Below are 14,707 nucleotides of genomic sequence, written 5' to 3'. Positions count from 1 at the left end.
CTCCGCGCCTACGACTCAAGGACCAATTCCTCCCAGGGCTGAAGCCCTGGGCTTCCTTGGAGATGCCAGGTGAAGATCCTGGTGATGCATCAGGTCCCGTACCGCAAGATCGACTACCACCTGGGGCTCGACCACGACGCCCACGACGTCACGTACTTCGGGACGGCCGACTCGATCGCGGAGATCCCGGAGCGGCTGCGCTGCGGGCGGGTGGTCCTCGACGGTCCGGACGGGCCGGCCGAGCAGATCATCGCCCGCACCCGCCGCGAGGACGGGTGGGAACAGGTGCTGGCCCTCTCGGAGTTCGGGATCCTCGAAGCCGCGGCGATCCGCGAGCACCTCGGCATCCCCGGCCCCGACCGCGCCGGCCTGGAACTGATCCGCGACAAGGTCGCGATGAAGCGGGCACTCGTCGACGCCGACGTGCGCCACCCCCGGTTCGTGGCGGCCCCGCCCGACTCGGGCCGGCTGCCGTGGACCGGCCGTACGGTCGTCAAGCCGCGGCTGGGCGCCTCCAGCGACGGGGTCACCATCCACGCGACGGCCGAGGAGGCCGTCGCCCACCACCGCGGCCTGCCCGACCGGGAGGGCTACCAGCTGGAGGAGTACGTCGAAGGCGAACTCCTGCACGCGGACGGGCTGGTGACCGCGGGCCGGGTGAGCGACCTGGTGGTCAGCCGGTACATCGGCAAGCCCGTCGACTTCGCCGCCGGGGCCCCCATCGCCACCGGACAGCTGCCGCCCGACCCGCGCCACACGGCCTTCACCGAGCAGGTGGTCGAGGCGCTCCGGATCGAGGCCGGCTGCATCCACCTGGAGTTCTTCGAGACGGCCGCCGGGGAGCTGGTGTTCCTGGAGGTGGCGAACCGGCTCGGCGGCGGCGGCATCGTCACCGCCCACCTGCGGCACACCGGGGTCCACCTGGCCCGACACGAGATCGCGATCCGGCTCGGCCTGCCGCGCCCGGACCGGCTGGCGCCGAGCGGGCGCTACCACGGCTTCGCCATCTTCCCCGGGCACCGGCTGGACCCCACCCGGCCCTGGCGGACCGAGGTGCCCGAGCACCTGCGCGGCCACCCGGCGCTGGACCGGCTCCACCTGCTCGAAGACCCCGGCACCGAGACCGAGGGCGGCACCGCCCGGATCACCTACCAGGAGTGGCAGGTCCCCGCCTTCATCGAGGCCTCCCACCCCGACCCCGTCGAACTCGCCCGATTCCTCGCGGACTGCACCCGTTCCATCCGGGTGAGCCAGCCCGAGCCCGCCCACACCCCAGGAGGTCCCAGGCCGTGACCGCCACCACCACCCCGACCCGCTCGGCGGCCGAGCCGCCGACCGCGAGCGCCGGGCCGTACCACCCGACCGATCTGCTGCTGGCCGTCGAACACGTCGAGCGGGCGCTGACGCGCGAGCCCGGCTCGCCGGCGGTGCGGGCGCTGCTCGACGCCGGCGTCGGCTTCCTGTTCCGGACGGAGGAACTGGCCGAAGGGCTCGACGAGCTCTTCGGCGGCGTGAGCCAGTACCCGTGGCGTCCGCTGACGGACAGTGACGACGTGATCGCCTTCTCGCCGGTCGGCACGGTCGTCCTCGACGACCCGGCCGTCCTCGACGGCGCGGCAGGCCACGACGACTCCGCGCCGGGCTCCGCGTCGGACTCCGGTCCGGGCTCCGCCGAGCCGGCCGTCCGCGGTCTGCTGCTGGCCTGGGCGTCCGGCGACGACGTCGTCGTCCGGACCGCGCGGCCGCACTGGTGGCGGACGGTCGAGGACCTGCTGCGGTCCCCGGGCTTCCCGCTGCCCGCCCTGCGGACCGCCGAGCCGGGCGAGACCTTCCCGGACGCCCTCGTGGTCGACGTCCCGCCGCTGCCGGCGGTCGGCGCCGGCACGCCGGACGCCGACCGCGACGCCGTCGACGCCCGGCGCCTCCGGCTGGACTGCGCCTCCGGCTGGGCCCAGGGGCTGTCCCGGCGCGAGTACCTCCCGGGCACCACACTGGCCCGGGCCCGGGCCGCGGCCGCCGACGGACTGGACGGCCGGGTGGCGGCCCGGCTGCGCTACCTCGTCGAGCGGGCCCGGCGCGCCCCGTACTACCGGGCGCTGGACCTGCCGCGGGTGACGGCTCGCGCCGACCTCCAGCGGCTGCCGATCCTGAACAAGTCGGACCTGGAGCGGCACTCCCTGCCGACCGCGCGCGACCTGTCCAGCGGCGACCGCCCCAGCGGCGAGGTCCTCCGCAGCGGCGCCACCGCCGGAACCCCCCGGTACATCGTCTACTCGCGCGCCGACTGGACCAACATGATCCGCGAGGCGATCCCCGTGCTGTACGCGCTGGGCCTGCGGCCGGGCGACCGGGTCATCAACACCCTGTTCGGCGGGGAGCTCTACGGCGGCCTGGTGACCAGCCAGAACGAGCTCTCCCGGATGCCGGTGGAGACCTACACCGTCGGCGGCACCGCGAGCGCCGACCACATCCTGATGCTGGTGCGCAGCTTCGACGCCAACGCCGTCCTGGGCATGCCCGCGCTGCTGCTGCCGGTGCTGCGGGCCGCCAAGGCCGCCTGCCCGGAGCTGCGGATCGAGAAGGTGCTGTACGGCGGCAGCCCGATGATGGAGACCGACAAGCAGTGGCTCCGCGACGAGCTGGGCGCCAAGGTGGTGGCCAGCATCCTCGCCGCCAACGACGGCGCCCAACTCGGCTACCAGTGCTCCGAGATGAGCGGGACGCTGCACCACGTCTGCGACGACTACAACCTGCTGGAGGTGGTCGACGAACAGGGCCGTCCACTGCCCGACGGCGAGGTCGGCGAACTGCTGGTGACCAGCCTGCAGAAGCTCGAAGGGCCGCTCATCCGCTACCGGATCGGCGACATCGGCCGCATCTTCCCGCACAGCTGCGGCTGCGGCCTCACCGGCCGGGTGCTGGAGTACCTGGGGCGCTCCGACGGGCAGATCAAGGCCCACGCCCAGACCATGCTCTACGCGGACATCGTGGCCGAGCTGGCCCCGTTCGAGGTCTCCCAGGTGCAGGTCGAGGTGGCCTCCAAGGACCGGCACGAGTCCATCGTGATCCGGACCGAGTCCGCCCGTCCGCTGGATCCGGCGGTGGTGAAGGCGCACCTCGAGTCGAAGTTCTCGCTCCTCGGCTCGCAGCAGGAATGGGAGACCGACGAGCTGCTGTTCCACTTCGCCGTGGAGTGCCTCGGGGAGGGCGAGCTGCCGCGCCACCCGGTCAGCGGCAAGGTCCGCGGCGTCATCGACCGGCGGGTGGAGTCGTGATGCCCCAGGAACCGGTGAGCGCCCTGCTCAACGCCGAACTCACCAGGCCGGACAGCCCGTTGCGGTCGATCGACCCCCGGCGCCACCCCGTGCTCGCCGACCTGAAGCGCGCCCGGTACCTCCCCCGGCCGCTGGTCTACCCCGAGTCGGAGCTGCGCGCCTTCGAGGCGGATCTGCTCGGCGCCGTCGAACTGCTGACGACCCTGCCGGCGCGGCTGTTCGACGGCGACGTCGAACGGACCTGCCGGGCGCTGGGCCTGGACCCGCGCAAGGCCGAGCTGGTCGGGGACTTCGAGAAGCAGCGCCCGCCGCGCTTCGGCCGGATCGACGCCTACCACGACGGCGAGGCGCTGCGGGTCCTGGAGTTCAACGTCGGCGGGTCCGTGGGCGGCCAGGAGTGGGTGCAGCCGCTGGCGGAGATGTTCTGGGCCGACGACGCGTTCCGCGCGTTCGGGACGGCGCACGGCCTCTACCACCTGCCCCAGACGACGCTGCTGGCCGGCGCGCTGCGGGCGGCCGCCGCCCCGGTCTGCCCGGGCCGCGACCCGGTCATCGCCATGGTCGAGGGCACCGGCGGCCTCGACCTCTACGCCGAGGGCTCCTGGTACCTGCTGCGGCGCCTGCTCCAGGCCGAAGGGCTCGACTGCCTGATCGGGGAGGTCCAGGACCTGGAGGTGACCGCCTCCGGGGTGCGCTTCCAGGGCCGGCGGGTGAACCTGGTGTACCGGCTGTTCGACCTGGACCAGGTCGTCGACGACCCGGACGCCTGGCGCACCACCGTCCGGCTGCGGGACGCGTTCCGGTCCGGTCAGGTCGCGCTGTGGGCCCCGCTGGAGTGCGACCTGACCGACAACAAGCGGTTCCTGGCGTACCTGTCGGACCCCAGGCTGCGCGGTCACATGTCGGCGGACGAACGGGCCCTGGTGGACCGGGTGCTGCCGTGGACCCGCGCCCTGGTGCCCGGCGCGCCGGGGCTCGACGAGGTGGTCGCGGACTGCCGTGATCGCCGCGAGCACCTGATCCTCAAGCCCGACGGGGGTTTCGGCGGCCAGGGCATCACCTGCGGCTGGCTGGTCTCCGACGAGCAGTGGGCCGACGCGCTGCGGCGCGGCGCCGCCGAGGGCGCGGTGGCCCAGCAGCGCGTCGTCCCCCGCGAGGAACCGGTGGTCAACACCGAGACCGGCCTGACGGAGTCCTGGGACGCGTGCCTGGGCCTGTACTGGGTGCCCGGCGGTCTGGGCGGCGGCGGCGGACGGCTGGTGCACTCCGGTGAACCGGCCGACGCCACCGACCGACGACTGGCCCCGATCCTCCTCTACCCGGACCAGGGCGCCTAGGCGCGTCTTGCGGATCTTTGCCGGGTCCGCGACGCCGGGGCACGCACCTCGCCGCGTTGTCGTCGGTCGCCGATGCTCCGCATCGCGTCCCTCCTCCGCCTTGCGATGCACGCACCCCAACGCCGCGGCCTGGTCCGACAAGATCCACAAGACGCGCCCTAGCCCCTGAGCCGTCCCGACCCCCGCTTCCGACTCCCGCCAGCCCACAACCCAGGACGGAGACGATGTCTTCCACATTCCGCGCCGTGCACCAGGTGGCACGCCCCGACGGCGTTCCCGGCGCCGAACACTTCGCCGTCGTGGAGCACCCGCTCCCGGCCGTCGAACCCGGCACCGCCCTGGCGGAGAACGTCTACCTGTCCGTGGACCCGTACATGCGGGAGCTCATGGACGAGGAGTGGCCGCTCCACGAACCGCTGGGGTACGGCCGGGCCATCGGCCGCATCGTCCGCTCCGAGGACCCCGACCTGCGGGTGGGCGACCTGGTGGAGCACGGGGGAGGGTGGAGCACCCACTCCCTGATCCGGCACGGGTACGGACGCGTCATCCGGCCCGCGGCCGGCGTGGCGACGACGACGTACCTGTCCGTGCTCGGCGCGACCGGCCTGACGGCCTACGTCGGCGTCCGGGAGATCCTCCGGGTCCAGTCCGGGGAGGCGCTCTACGTCTCGGCGGCCGCCGGCGCGGTCGGCGGCGTGGCCGGACAGATCGCCAAGCTGGCCGGCGCCGGGCACGTGGTCGGCAGCGCCGGCTCGGCGGCCAAGGTGCGGCACGTGGTCGAGCGGCTCGGCTTCGACGACGCCTTCGACTACCACGACGGGCCGGTGACCGAGCTGCTGGCGAACGCGGCCCCGAAGGGCGTCGACGCGGTGCTGGAGGGCGTCGGCGGCGACCACCTGGAGGCCGCGATCGCCGCCACCCGGGAGTTCGGCCGGATCGCCTGGGTCGGCTCGATCTCCCAGTACAACCACCCCGACCGGCCGCCCGCGGCGCCCCGGAACCTCTACGCCGTGTCGGACCGCAGCATCCACCTGCGCGGCTACCAGGTACGGCACTTCATGCACCTGCAGCAGGAGGCCCAGATCTGGCTGACGCCCCACCTCCAGGCCGGCCGGATCGTCGCCGAGGAGCAGGTGGTCGAGGGCTTCGAGAACGTCGTCGAGGCGTTCCTCGGGGTGCTGCGGGGCGACAACACCGGCAAGATGCTCGTCCGCGTCGGGGAGGAGTGACCGGTGCTCAAGGCCTTCGCGTCCTACCGAGGACTCCTGGCGCTCCCCGGGGCGCGCACCGTGTTCGTCGTCGGGCTGCTCGCCCGCCTCCCGTTCACCGCGGCCTCGATGGCCCTCGCCCTGCACGTCGTCATCGACCTGGACCGCGGCTACGGCGCGGCCGGGCTCGCGGACCTGATGCTGACGGTCGGCGGGGCCGTGGGCGCGCCCCTGCTGGGCCGCTCCCTGGACCGCTTCGGCGTACGGCCGGTGGTGCTGGTCACCGGCGCGGTCGACGCCGTGTTCTGGATCGGCGCGCCCTACCTCTCCTATCCGTGGCTGCTCGCGGCCTCGGTGGTGGCCGGGTTCATGGGGCTCCCGGTGTTCACGGCCATCCGCCGGGCGATCGCCACCAACATCCCCTCCGAGCACCAGCGGCAGGCGTTCGCCCTGGACGCGATCCTCGTCGAGGTCGTGTTCATGGTCGGACCGGCCGTCGCCGTCGGTGCCATCACCGCCGTGAACGACGCGACCGCGACGATGACCGGGATCGGCGTGCTCTACCTGGGAGCCGGACTGCTGCTCACCCGGCTCGCCCCGGCTCCGGCGGCCGGCGGGGCGGCGACCGGCCCGAAGGACCCGGAGGCCACGGAGCCGGGCGGGCGCAGCCTCTGGCTCCGTCCGGGCTTCCTGCTGGTGCTGGGCGTCAGCCTGGCGGCGAACCTCGTCCTGGCCGGCAGCGAGATCTCGATCACCGCCGTCCTGCGCGGGGTCGGCGACACCGAGTGGGCCGGGGTCTGCGTCGCGATCTGGTGCGCGGCCTCCATGTTCGGCGGCTTCTGGCACGGCGCCACCAGCCGGCCCTGGCGGCTGCCGCGGCTGATGCTGCTGATGGGGCTCACCATCGCCCCCGTCGGGATCGCCGGCCACGCGGGCTGGATCTGGCTCGCCGTGGCCATGCTCCCCTCGGGCTTCATGTGCGCGCCGACCCTCGCCTCCGCCTCCGAGGAGATCACCCGGGCGGTGCCGCCGTCGGTGGTCGGCCAGGCCGCGGGACTGCAGGGCTCGGCGATGACCATCGGCGGTGCCATCGGCGCGCCCCTGGCCGGGGCCGTCATCGACCACTCCGCACCGGCCTGGGGCTTCGCGGTCACCGGCCTGGTCGGGGCGTCCCTGGCGGCCGCGACGATCGCCTACCAGTACTTCGCCAGGCCGAAGCCGGCGGAGCCGTCCACCGATCAGGCCGACACCCCGGCGACGGTCTGATCGTTTCCCCCCGGGACGAGGCCGCACCTGCCCCCGCAGGTGCGGCCTCGTCGTGTCCCGCTCACCGTCCGGACGGCCGACCACACAGTTGGGCCTTTCGAACGGCCTCCGGCCAGGGAGAGGTCCGGGCCGGGTAGTTCGCATGGATGGCTCTGGATGCGACGTGCACCGGATTCGATGACCATTCGACGCAGAGGACGCCCGGTCATCTCCGCGCTGCTACCGGCCGCGAAGGTGGTGGCCGCCCCCGTGCACTGTCGGCCCCTCCCGGGCCGCGTCGACGACGGGCAGGACAGGTGAAGGAGGAGGCGTGGCACCTCTGGCTCGGATTCCGTTGGAGGGCGGGGGCTTCATCCTGGTCGAGGCGCAGGGTGGGGCTGAGGGGCCGGTGAAGGCCGGCCGCGTCGGTGATGCCATTCGTGACCTTCCGGGCAGCCTGCAAGAGGCCTTGGAACCGGTCACCGAGGCGGCCCGCGCCACACTCGACCAACTGCGCAAGATCGGCCCTGACGGGATCGCCGTCGAGTTCGGGATCGACCTCGCGGTCGAGGCCGGGGCCGTGATCACCAAGAGCGCTGCCGGCTGCCATCTGAAAGTGACCGTGATGTGGAAGCGGAATCGTCCCGGCGCTCCGAGCGACGAGAGTTCGGGCCCGTCCGATGAATAGCCATGACAGGGAGCCCGACAGCGGCCGTTCACCGGGGCTGCTCACTGCTACGGCCCAGGTCCTCGACCAGGCCGGCGAGGTGGCCGGGGCCGGCTTCCTGGTCGCCGAGGGCCTTTTGGTCACCTGCGCCCACGTCGTACGCGCCGCCGGAGCCGGGCCCGGCGGGAGCGTTCAGCTGGTCTTCCCCCATGCGGAAGGCGCGCCCGGGGTCGAGGGGCACGTCCTGGAGGAGGATTGGCGCGCCCCTGAAGGCGACGATGTGGCCGTCATCCGCCTGGAGAGCACCCCGGCGGGCATGACGGCGCTGCCGTTGGGTTCCTCGGCGGGTAGCCGGGGCCACCAGGTGCGATCGTTCGGGTTCCCCGCCCAGGCCCCACCGGGCGGGCACTTCGGCTTCGGTGTGGCCGGTGACCTGCTTCCGGCGACGGAGGGCAGGGGAGCGCACCTGCAGTTGACGGCGGCCAACGACCTGACGACCGGGTTCAGCGGCGGGCCGGTTCTGGACGAGGTGACCGGCCTGGTCATCGGCATGGTCACCGAGATCACCGCTCCCGACGCGTACGAACGGGGGCAGGGCGTCGCCTACGTCACCCCGACGGAGGTGCTGCGGGAGATCCGGCCCGAGCTGGCCTCGCAGGAGGTGTGCCCCTACCGGGGGCTGGAGCCGTTCACCGCGGAACACGCCCGGTGGTTCGAGGGCCGAAAGGACGCGGTACGGCAGGTGCTGGCGAGCCTGGCCCAGCAGCGGCGGCTGACGCTGCTGCTGGGGCCCTCCGGCTCGGGCAAGTCCTCGCTGATCCAGGCCGGTGTCCTGCCGGCGCTGGCCGCGGGCGAACTGCCGGGCAGCGACCGGTGGTTGCCGGTGATCGCCCGACCGCGGCAGGACCTGTCGGCCGAACTCGAACGCGCCGGACTGCCCGGGGCCGCCACGGACGGGATCGCCGCGGCCGTCACCCGCAGACTCACGGCCGATCCGACGTATCAGCGGGTCGTGCTGGTCGTCGACCAGTTCGAGGAGTTCCTCGTCCCGTCCGTCAACGGTCAGCAGCAGGACCGGCTGCGCGTCACCGACCAGCTCGCCGCGCTGGCCGACTCCTCCGCCCTGCTCAGCGTGATCCTGGTCATGCGCGATGACTTCTATCCCCAATTGGCCGCCTTGGCGCCGAAGTTGCTCGATGCCGCACTGCCGGGTCTGCTCAACCTGCCGGCCACCCTGAGCCGGGACGACCTCCGGGACATCATCGCCCTGCCCGCCCGGGACGTGGGCGTGCACTTCGAGTCCGGGCTGCCCGAGCGGATCACCAGCGACGTCCTGGCCATCAGCTCCGAGGGGGCCTCCACCGGTGAGGCACCCGTCACCGTCCTGCCCCTGCTGGAGCTGGCGCTGAGCCAACTGTGGCAGCGGCGCCAGGAGGGGTACCTCACCCATGACGCCTACCAACGCGCCGGCGCGGTCACCGGCAGCCTGACCACCTGGTGCGATTCGGCGCTCGACCAGCTGGCTCCCGATCAGCTGCCCATCGCACGGCGGATCCTGACCTCCCTGGTACGACCGGCGGAGCCCGGCTACCAGATCCCCGCCATCCGTGAGCAGCTCCCCCTGGAGGAACTGCGCGAACTGGCGGCCGGCACCGGCGGCGCCCCCGACGGCGACAGGGCCATCGACGCCGTCGTCGCCGCCCTCACCCGCCACCGCATCATCACCACCTACACGCCCCGCAGCTCCGAAGGCCCGGACGTCCCCGGCCGGCAGCCGGTGGCCGAGCTGATCCACGACGCACTCATCCGGGACTGGGGCACGCTCCACGAGTGGGTGGACCAGGACCACCGCTTCCAGGAATGGCTCGCGACCACCCGCAAACGGCAGGCGGGTTGGGCCGAGGGACACGACCCCGGCGACCTGCTCGGAGGCACGGCGCTCGCCGAAGGCCTCGACTGGGCACAGCAGCGCCACCTGCCGCATGACATCTCCGACTACCTCACCGCGAGCAAGGAGCGCCAACAGGCCGTCATCCGGCGCAGCAGACGCCTGAACACCGTCCTGGCCTCACTGCTCGTCCTCGCACTGATCGCCGCGGGGGGAGCGGTCTGGCAGTGGCGGACAGCGACTTCCCAACGGAAGGCGGCAGTCGCCGAACGCCAGGTGGCCTTGTCCCGTCAGCTCGCCACGCAGTCCGGCACCCTCATCGGCACGGACTCCGACCTCGCCTCGCTGCTGGCCATCGCGGCCTACCGCACCAGCCGCACCCCTGAATCCGTCGAAAGCCTGGAGAACGCTGCCGCTCTTCCGCTGCTGCGGCGGTTGACCGGACACGGTGATTACGTGAACTCGGTGGTGTTCAGTCCTGACGGTCGTACGCTGGCCACCGCCAGCGGCGACCAGACGGTGCGGCTGTGGGACGTGGCTACCGGCACTGTCCGCGAGACCCTCACCGGCCACACCGGCGCGGTGAACTCGGTGGCGTTCAGTCCTGACGGTCGTACGCTGGCCACCGCCAGCGCCGACCAGTCGGTACGACTCTGGGACGCGGCTACCGGCGCTGCCGGAGCCACCCTCGCCGGCCATACCGGCGTGGTGGCCTCGGTGGCGTTCAGTCCTGACGGCCGCACGCTCGCCACCGGCAGCTATGACCAGATGGTGCGCCTGTGGGACGCGGCTACCGGTGCTGCCCGGGCCACTCTCACCGGCCACACTGACGCGGTGCAATCGGTGGCGTTCAGTCCTGACGGCCGCACGCTCGCCACCGGCAGCTATGACCAGACGGTGCGCCTGTGGGACGCGGCCACCGGTGCTGCCGGAGCCACCCTCGCCGGCCATACGGGCGCGGTGAACTCGGTGGCGTTCAGCCCGAACAGCCGCACCCTTGCCAGCGGCGGCGACGACACCACCGCGCAGCTGTGGGACGTGGCCACCGGTGAGCTCGGCATGGTTCTCACCGGCCACACCGACGCGGTGAACTCGGTGGCGTTCAGTCCCGATGGCCATACCCTCGCCACCGCTAGCACCGACCAGACGGTGCGCCTGTGGGACGCGGCCTCCGGCGCTGCCCGTGGCACCCTCGCCGGCCACACCGAGGAGGTGTACTCGGCCGTGTTCAGTCCCGACGGCCGTACCCTCGCCACCGCCAGCAGAGACACCACCGTGCGGCTGTGGGACGTGGCCGACGGAAGGAACGTCGCCACCCTCACCGCCACTTCCAGCGCTGTGTGGTCGGTGGCGTTCAGCCCCGATGGCCGTACCCTCGCCAGTGGCGACAGCGAGAACACCGTGCGGCTGTGGGACGTGGCCACCAGTAGCGTCCGCACCACTCTCACCGGCCATACCAGGGGGGTGGGAACAGTGGCTTTCAGCCCTGACGGCCGCACGCTCGCCACCGGCAGCGATGACCGGACGGTGCGGCTGTGGGACGTGGCCTCCGGCGCCACCCGAACCCCCCTCACCGGCCACACCAAGGACGTGTACTCGGTGGTTTTCAGCCCTGACGGTCACACCCTCGCCACCGCCAGCGGTGACCAGACGGTGCGGCTCTGGGACGCGGCCACCGGCAAGAGTCGCACCGCCCTCACCGGCCACTCCGCCGCCGTGAACTCGGTGGTTTTCAGCCCTGACGGCCGCACCCTCGCCACCGCCAGCGGTGACACCACCGCCCGCTTGTGGAACGTCGTCCTGCTCCCGCCTGCCGAGGCCATCCAGAAGATCTGCCGGACCGTCGGCCGCGACCTCACCCCGGAGGAACGAAAGGCGTACCTGCCTGGCCAGTCAACGGACCCCGTCTGTCCGAAGAGCTGACCCCCGGTGTTCACGCCCCGGCGCCCCCGCCGCTGCGCTCGACCGGGATCCACAGCTGGGAGTCGGTCTCCGCGCCGATCTCCACGGGCCGCGTCCGCAGGAGCTCCGGACCCGGCCGGCTCGCGTACGGGTTCGAGGGGAACCACTGCGTGAACACGTCCCGCCAGAGCTCCTGGAGGGCGCGCGGATAGGGCCCGTGGTTGTCGAAGACCGCCCAGGTCCCGGCCGGTACGTCGAGGGCGTCGAGGTCCTCGGCGGCCGCGTCGGGACCGGTCACCACGCCGATCCAGTAGTCCACCTCGGCGCCGTCCTCCCGGCTGTCGGTCAGGTGTACCGCCGCCGACAGGATCCCTTCCGGCTCCCGGCCGGACAGCTCCTTCATCCGGGCGACCGCCCGCTCGTCCAGGCCCTCCAGGTGTGCCGTGGCGGCAGCGTTGACCCCCTCGTGCACGAGCGGGATCCGCGCTCTCCTGCCCACGAACCGGAACGGCTCCTTCTCCACGATCCGGTACCGCATCGCCGTGCTCCCCTCGACGACGACACGGAAGGACATGCGCGGCTGCGCCGTGAGCACCGCGCCCGTGCGCCGGGCCTCGCCCGGCCCGATGCCGTGCACCGACCGGAACGCCCGGGCGAACGCCTCGCCCGAGCCGTACCCGTACCGCACCGCGATGTCGAGCAGCGTCGGCTCCCCAGCCAGCACCTCGGCCCCGGCGAGCGTCATCCGGCGTCGCCGCAGGTAGACCGTGAGGGGCATCCCGGCGAGGGTGGAGAACATCCGGCGGAAGTGGTACTCCGACATCGCGGCGATCCTGGCCGCCTCGGCGATGTCGACCTCCCCGTCGAGACGGGCCTCCAAGTGGTCCAGCGCCTGGTTCAGCCGCTCCAGCACGCGCATCCGTCCTTTCGCGCCGCCCGACCGAACCCCGACCGAATCCCGACCGAACCGGTGCGGGAACTGTCGGACGGGAGGCCCCGGCGCTGCCCGAGGCTGGTACCCATGATCGATGTTAAGGGACATTGCGAGCCGCGCTTCGCCGCCGTCCATGCCGCTCTCGCGGCGTCGCTCGGCAAGGACGACGTGGGCGCCTCGGTCGCCGTCTACCTCGGCGGAGAGCCGGTGGTCGACATCTGGGGCGGGTACGCCGACGCGGACCGCTCGGCCGCCTGGGAGCGCTCCACCCTCACCGGCGTGAACTCCACGACCAAGAACATGGCCGCCCTGTGCGCGCTGATCCTGGCAGACCGCGGCGAACTCGACCTCTCCGCGCCGGTCGCCGCCTACTGGCCCGAGTTCGCCGCGGCCGGAAAGGAGCACGTGCTGGTACGGCACGTGCTGTCCCACTCAGCGGGGCTGCCGGACCTGCCCGGGCTGACGACGGTCGAGGAACTCTACGACTGGGAGACCGTGACGGCGGGGCTGGCCGCGCAGGCGCCCGCCTGGGAACCCGGGACGGCCGCCGGCTATCACGCGCTCACCTTCGGGTTCCTGATCGGCGAGATCGTCCGCCGCGTCACCGGCCGCAGCCTCGGCGCGTTCTTCGCCGAGGAGGTGGCCGAGCCGCTGGGCGCGGACTTCCACATCGGGCTCTCCGCCGAGCACGACCACCGCGTCGCACCGCTCATCCCGCCGCCGTCGCTGACCGACGAGTACGCGGCCAGCGCACCGCCCGGGCCGGACGGCGCACGCCGGGAGGTCACCGGCGCCGTGATCCGGGTCAAGGACGCCAACTCGGTGGCCTGGCGCCGTGCGCAGATCCCCGCGGTGAACGGCTTCGGCAACGCCCGGTCCGTTGCCCTCGTCCAGTCGGTCCTGGCGAACCGGGGTACGGCGGGCGGCGTGCGGCTGCTGTCCCCGCGGGGGTGCGAGCCCGCGTGGCAGGAGGTGTTCCGCGGTGAGGACCGCGTCCTGGGGGCGCCGATGTGCTGGACGGTGGGCTTCGGCAAGTTCGGCAACACCTTCGGCTGGGGCGGCTGGGGCGGCTCACTGGTCGCGAGCGACCCCGACGCGCGGATGACGGTGGCCTACGTCATGAACCAGATGATCGACCGGGACCGGCACGAGGACAACCGCGGTATGGAGATCATCATGGCCGCCTACAGCGGACTGCACTGACACCCATGTCCTGACCGGGACGACTGGACTTCATGGACAGGTGTCCAGCTATGATGGACACCTGTCCATGAAGTGCCGCCCCTGTCCATGGGGCGCCCGTCCGCGAAGTCCGGGAGCCGATGATGCGTGTGACCGCCGATGTCCTGGTGGCCCTGGTGGCCGCCCTGCACGGGTACATCCTGGTGCTGGAGATGTTCCTGTGGGAGCGGCGGCCGGGCCGCGAGCTCTCCGGGTTCGACGCCGCCCTCGCCCGTACCACCGCGCCGCTCGCCGCCAACCAGGGCCTCTACAACGGCTTCCTCGCCGCCGGGCTGGTGTGGGGCCTGGTCGCCGGCGGCTCGACCGGCCACCAGGCGCTGCTGTTCTTCCTGAGCTGCGTGGTGGTGGCCGGACTGTACGGCGGTGCCACCGCGAACCGCCGCATCCTGGTGGCCCAGGCGCTGCCCGGGGCGCTCGCGCTCGGCGCCGTGCTGCTCGCCGGATGAGCGCCGCCCAGGACCCCAGGGCGGAGCGCACCCGGGCCAGGCTCCGGCAGGCGCTGTTGGAGGAGTGCGCCGAGCGCCCGCTGGCGGAGGTCGGCGTCGCCGCGCTGGTGCGCCGGGCCGGGGTCGGCCGGGCCACCTTCTACGTCCACTACGCCGACCTGGAGTCGCTCGCGGTGGACGCCTGCGCCGACATTGTCCGCGAGGCCGTGGACGCCCTGCACGCCTGGCGCGGCGTGGCGGACCCGGACGCCCCACCGTCCGCGCTCACCGAGTTCTTCGCCGAACTGGCGCCGCACGCGGCGCTCTACCGGGCCCTGCTGGCCCCGGGCGGCGGCGGACCGCTCGGCCTGGTGCTCACCCGCGACCTGCGCGAGCGCAGCCGCGCCGAACGGGCCCTCGCGGGCGCCCCGGAGCCCGAGCTGGTGGCCGCCGCGGTGGCCGGCACCTTCACCGCTGTGCTGGGGGACTGGCTGCACGGCCGGATCGAGGCCACCCCGGAGCGGATCGCCCACCAGGTCTGGCGGCTGCTGATCTCCCTCCACCGCACACCGCGGCTCTGAGCG

The 14,707-nt window shown here is 72.9% G+C and carries 11 protein-coding genes; 10 read left to right on the top strand and 1 reads right to left on the bottom strand.

Going from position 1 to position 14,707, the window contains the following annotated elements:
* Nucleotides 1-84: 84 nt before the first annotated feature.
* From ACYP53_RS20245 to ACYP53_RS20215, 7 genes are all read left to right on the top strand, one after another.
* Complete coding sequence (locus ACYP53_RS20245; RefSeq protein ID WP_459648385.1) at nt 85-1,293, top strand: ATP-grasp domain-containing protein; 1,209 nt, start codon at nt 85-87, stop codon at nt 1,291-1,293.
* Entirely contained in the window at nt 1,290-3,275 is a 1,986-nt protein-coding gene (locus ACYP53_RS20240) for a phenylacetate--CoA ligase family protein (protein ID WP_459648384.1), read from the top strand. Before ACYP53_RS20245 ends, ACYP53_RS20240 begins: the two co-directional genes overlap by 4 nt.
* Nucleotides 3,275-4,612: a hypothetical protein gene (locus ACYP53_RS20235; protein WP_459648383.1), complete on the top strand. Its 1,338-nt coding sequence runs from the start codon at nt 3,275-3,277 to the stop codon at nt 4,610-4,612. The genes ACYP53_RS20240 and ACYP53_RS20235 overlap by 1 nt, the downstream gene beginning before the upstream one ends.
* Before the next feature lie 224 nt (nt 4,613-4,836).
* Nucleotides 4,837-5,841 carry a zinc-binding dehydrogenase gene (locus ACYP53_RS20230; RefSeq protein ID WP_459648382.1) on the top strand — a complete coding sequence of 335 codons (1,005 nt, stop codon included), beginning with the start codon at nt 4,837-4,839 and terminating at the stop codon, nt 5,839-5,841.
* A 3-nt stretch (nt 5,842-5,844) separates the two neighbouring features.
* Nucleotides 5,845-7,086, top strand: a complete 1,242-nt coding sequence (locus ACYP53_RS20225; protein WP_459648381.1) for an MFS transporter — start codon at nt 5,845-5,847, stop codon at nt 7,084-7,086.
* Between the two features lie 310 nt (nt 7,087-7,396).
* A complete protein-coding gene (locus ACYP53_RS20220) occupies nt 7,397-7,753 on the top strand; it encodes a CU044_2847 family protein (protein ID WP_459648380.1) in 357 nt (118 codons plus the stop codon).
* Nucleotides 7,746-11,543 carry an nSTAND1 domain-containing NTPase gene (locus ACYP53_RS20215; RefSeq protein ID WP_459648379.1) on the top strand — a complete coding sequence of 1,266 codons (3,798 nt, stop codon included), beginning with the start codon at nt 7,746-7,748 and terminating at the stop codon, nt 11,541-11,543. The genes ACYP53_RS20220 and ACYP53_RS20215 overlap by 8 nt, the downstream gene beginning before the upstream one ends.
* Nucleotides 11,544-11,553: 10 nt before the next feature.
* Here the strand turns inward: ACYP53_RS20215 and ACYP53_RS20210 are convergent, their stop codons facing one another.
* A complete protein-coding gene (locus ACYP53_RS20210) occupies nt 11,554-12,435 on the bottom strand; it encodes an AraC family transcriptional regulator (protein ID WP_459649797.1) in 882 nt (293 codons plus the stop codon).
* Between the two features lie 108 nt (nt 12,436-12,543).
* On the opposite strand from ACYP53_RS20210, the gene ACYP53_RS20205 reads away from it, so the two are divergent.
* From ACYP53_RS20205 to ACYP53_RS20195, 3 genes are all read left to right on the top strand, one after another.
* Nucleotides 12,544-13,659 carry a serine hydrolase domain-containing protein gene (locus ACYP53_RS20205; protein ID WP_459648378.1) on the top strand — a complete coding sequence of 372 codons (1,116 nt, stop codon included), beginning with the start codon at nt 12,544-12,546 and terminating at the stop codon, nt 13,657-13,659.
* A gap of 122 nt (nt 13,660-13,781) precedes the next feature.
* Nucleotides 13,782-14,144, top strand: coding sequence for a DUF1304 domain-containing protein (locus ACYP53_RS20200; RefSeq protein WP_459649796.1), 363 nt, complete (start codon nt 13,782-13,784; stop codon nt 14,142-14,144).
* Complete coding sequence (locus ACYP53_RS20195; protein ID WP_459648377.1) at nt 14,141-14,704, top strand: TetR/AcrR family transcriptional regulator; 564 nt, start codon at nt 14,141-14,143, stop codon at nt 14,702-14,704. The genes ACYP53_RS20200 and ACYP53_RS20195 overlap by 4 nt, the downstream gene beginning before the upstream one ends.
* Nucleotides 14,705-14,707 lie beyond the last annotated feature (3 nt).

The sequence above is a fragment of the Kitasatospora sp. Ki12 genome (genome assembly GCF_054601375.1).
The sequence above is the reverse complement of the archived record's forward strand: the minus strand, read 5'-3'. Positions and strand labels throughout refer to the sequence as shown.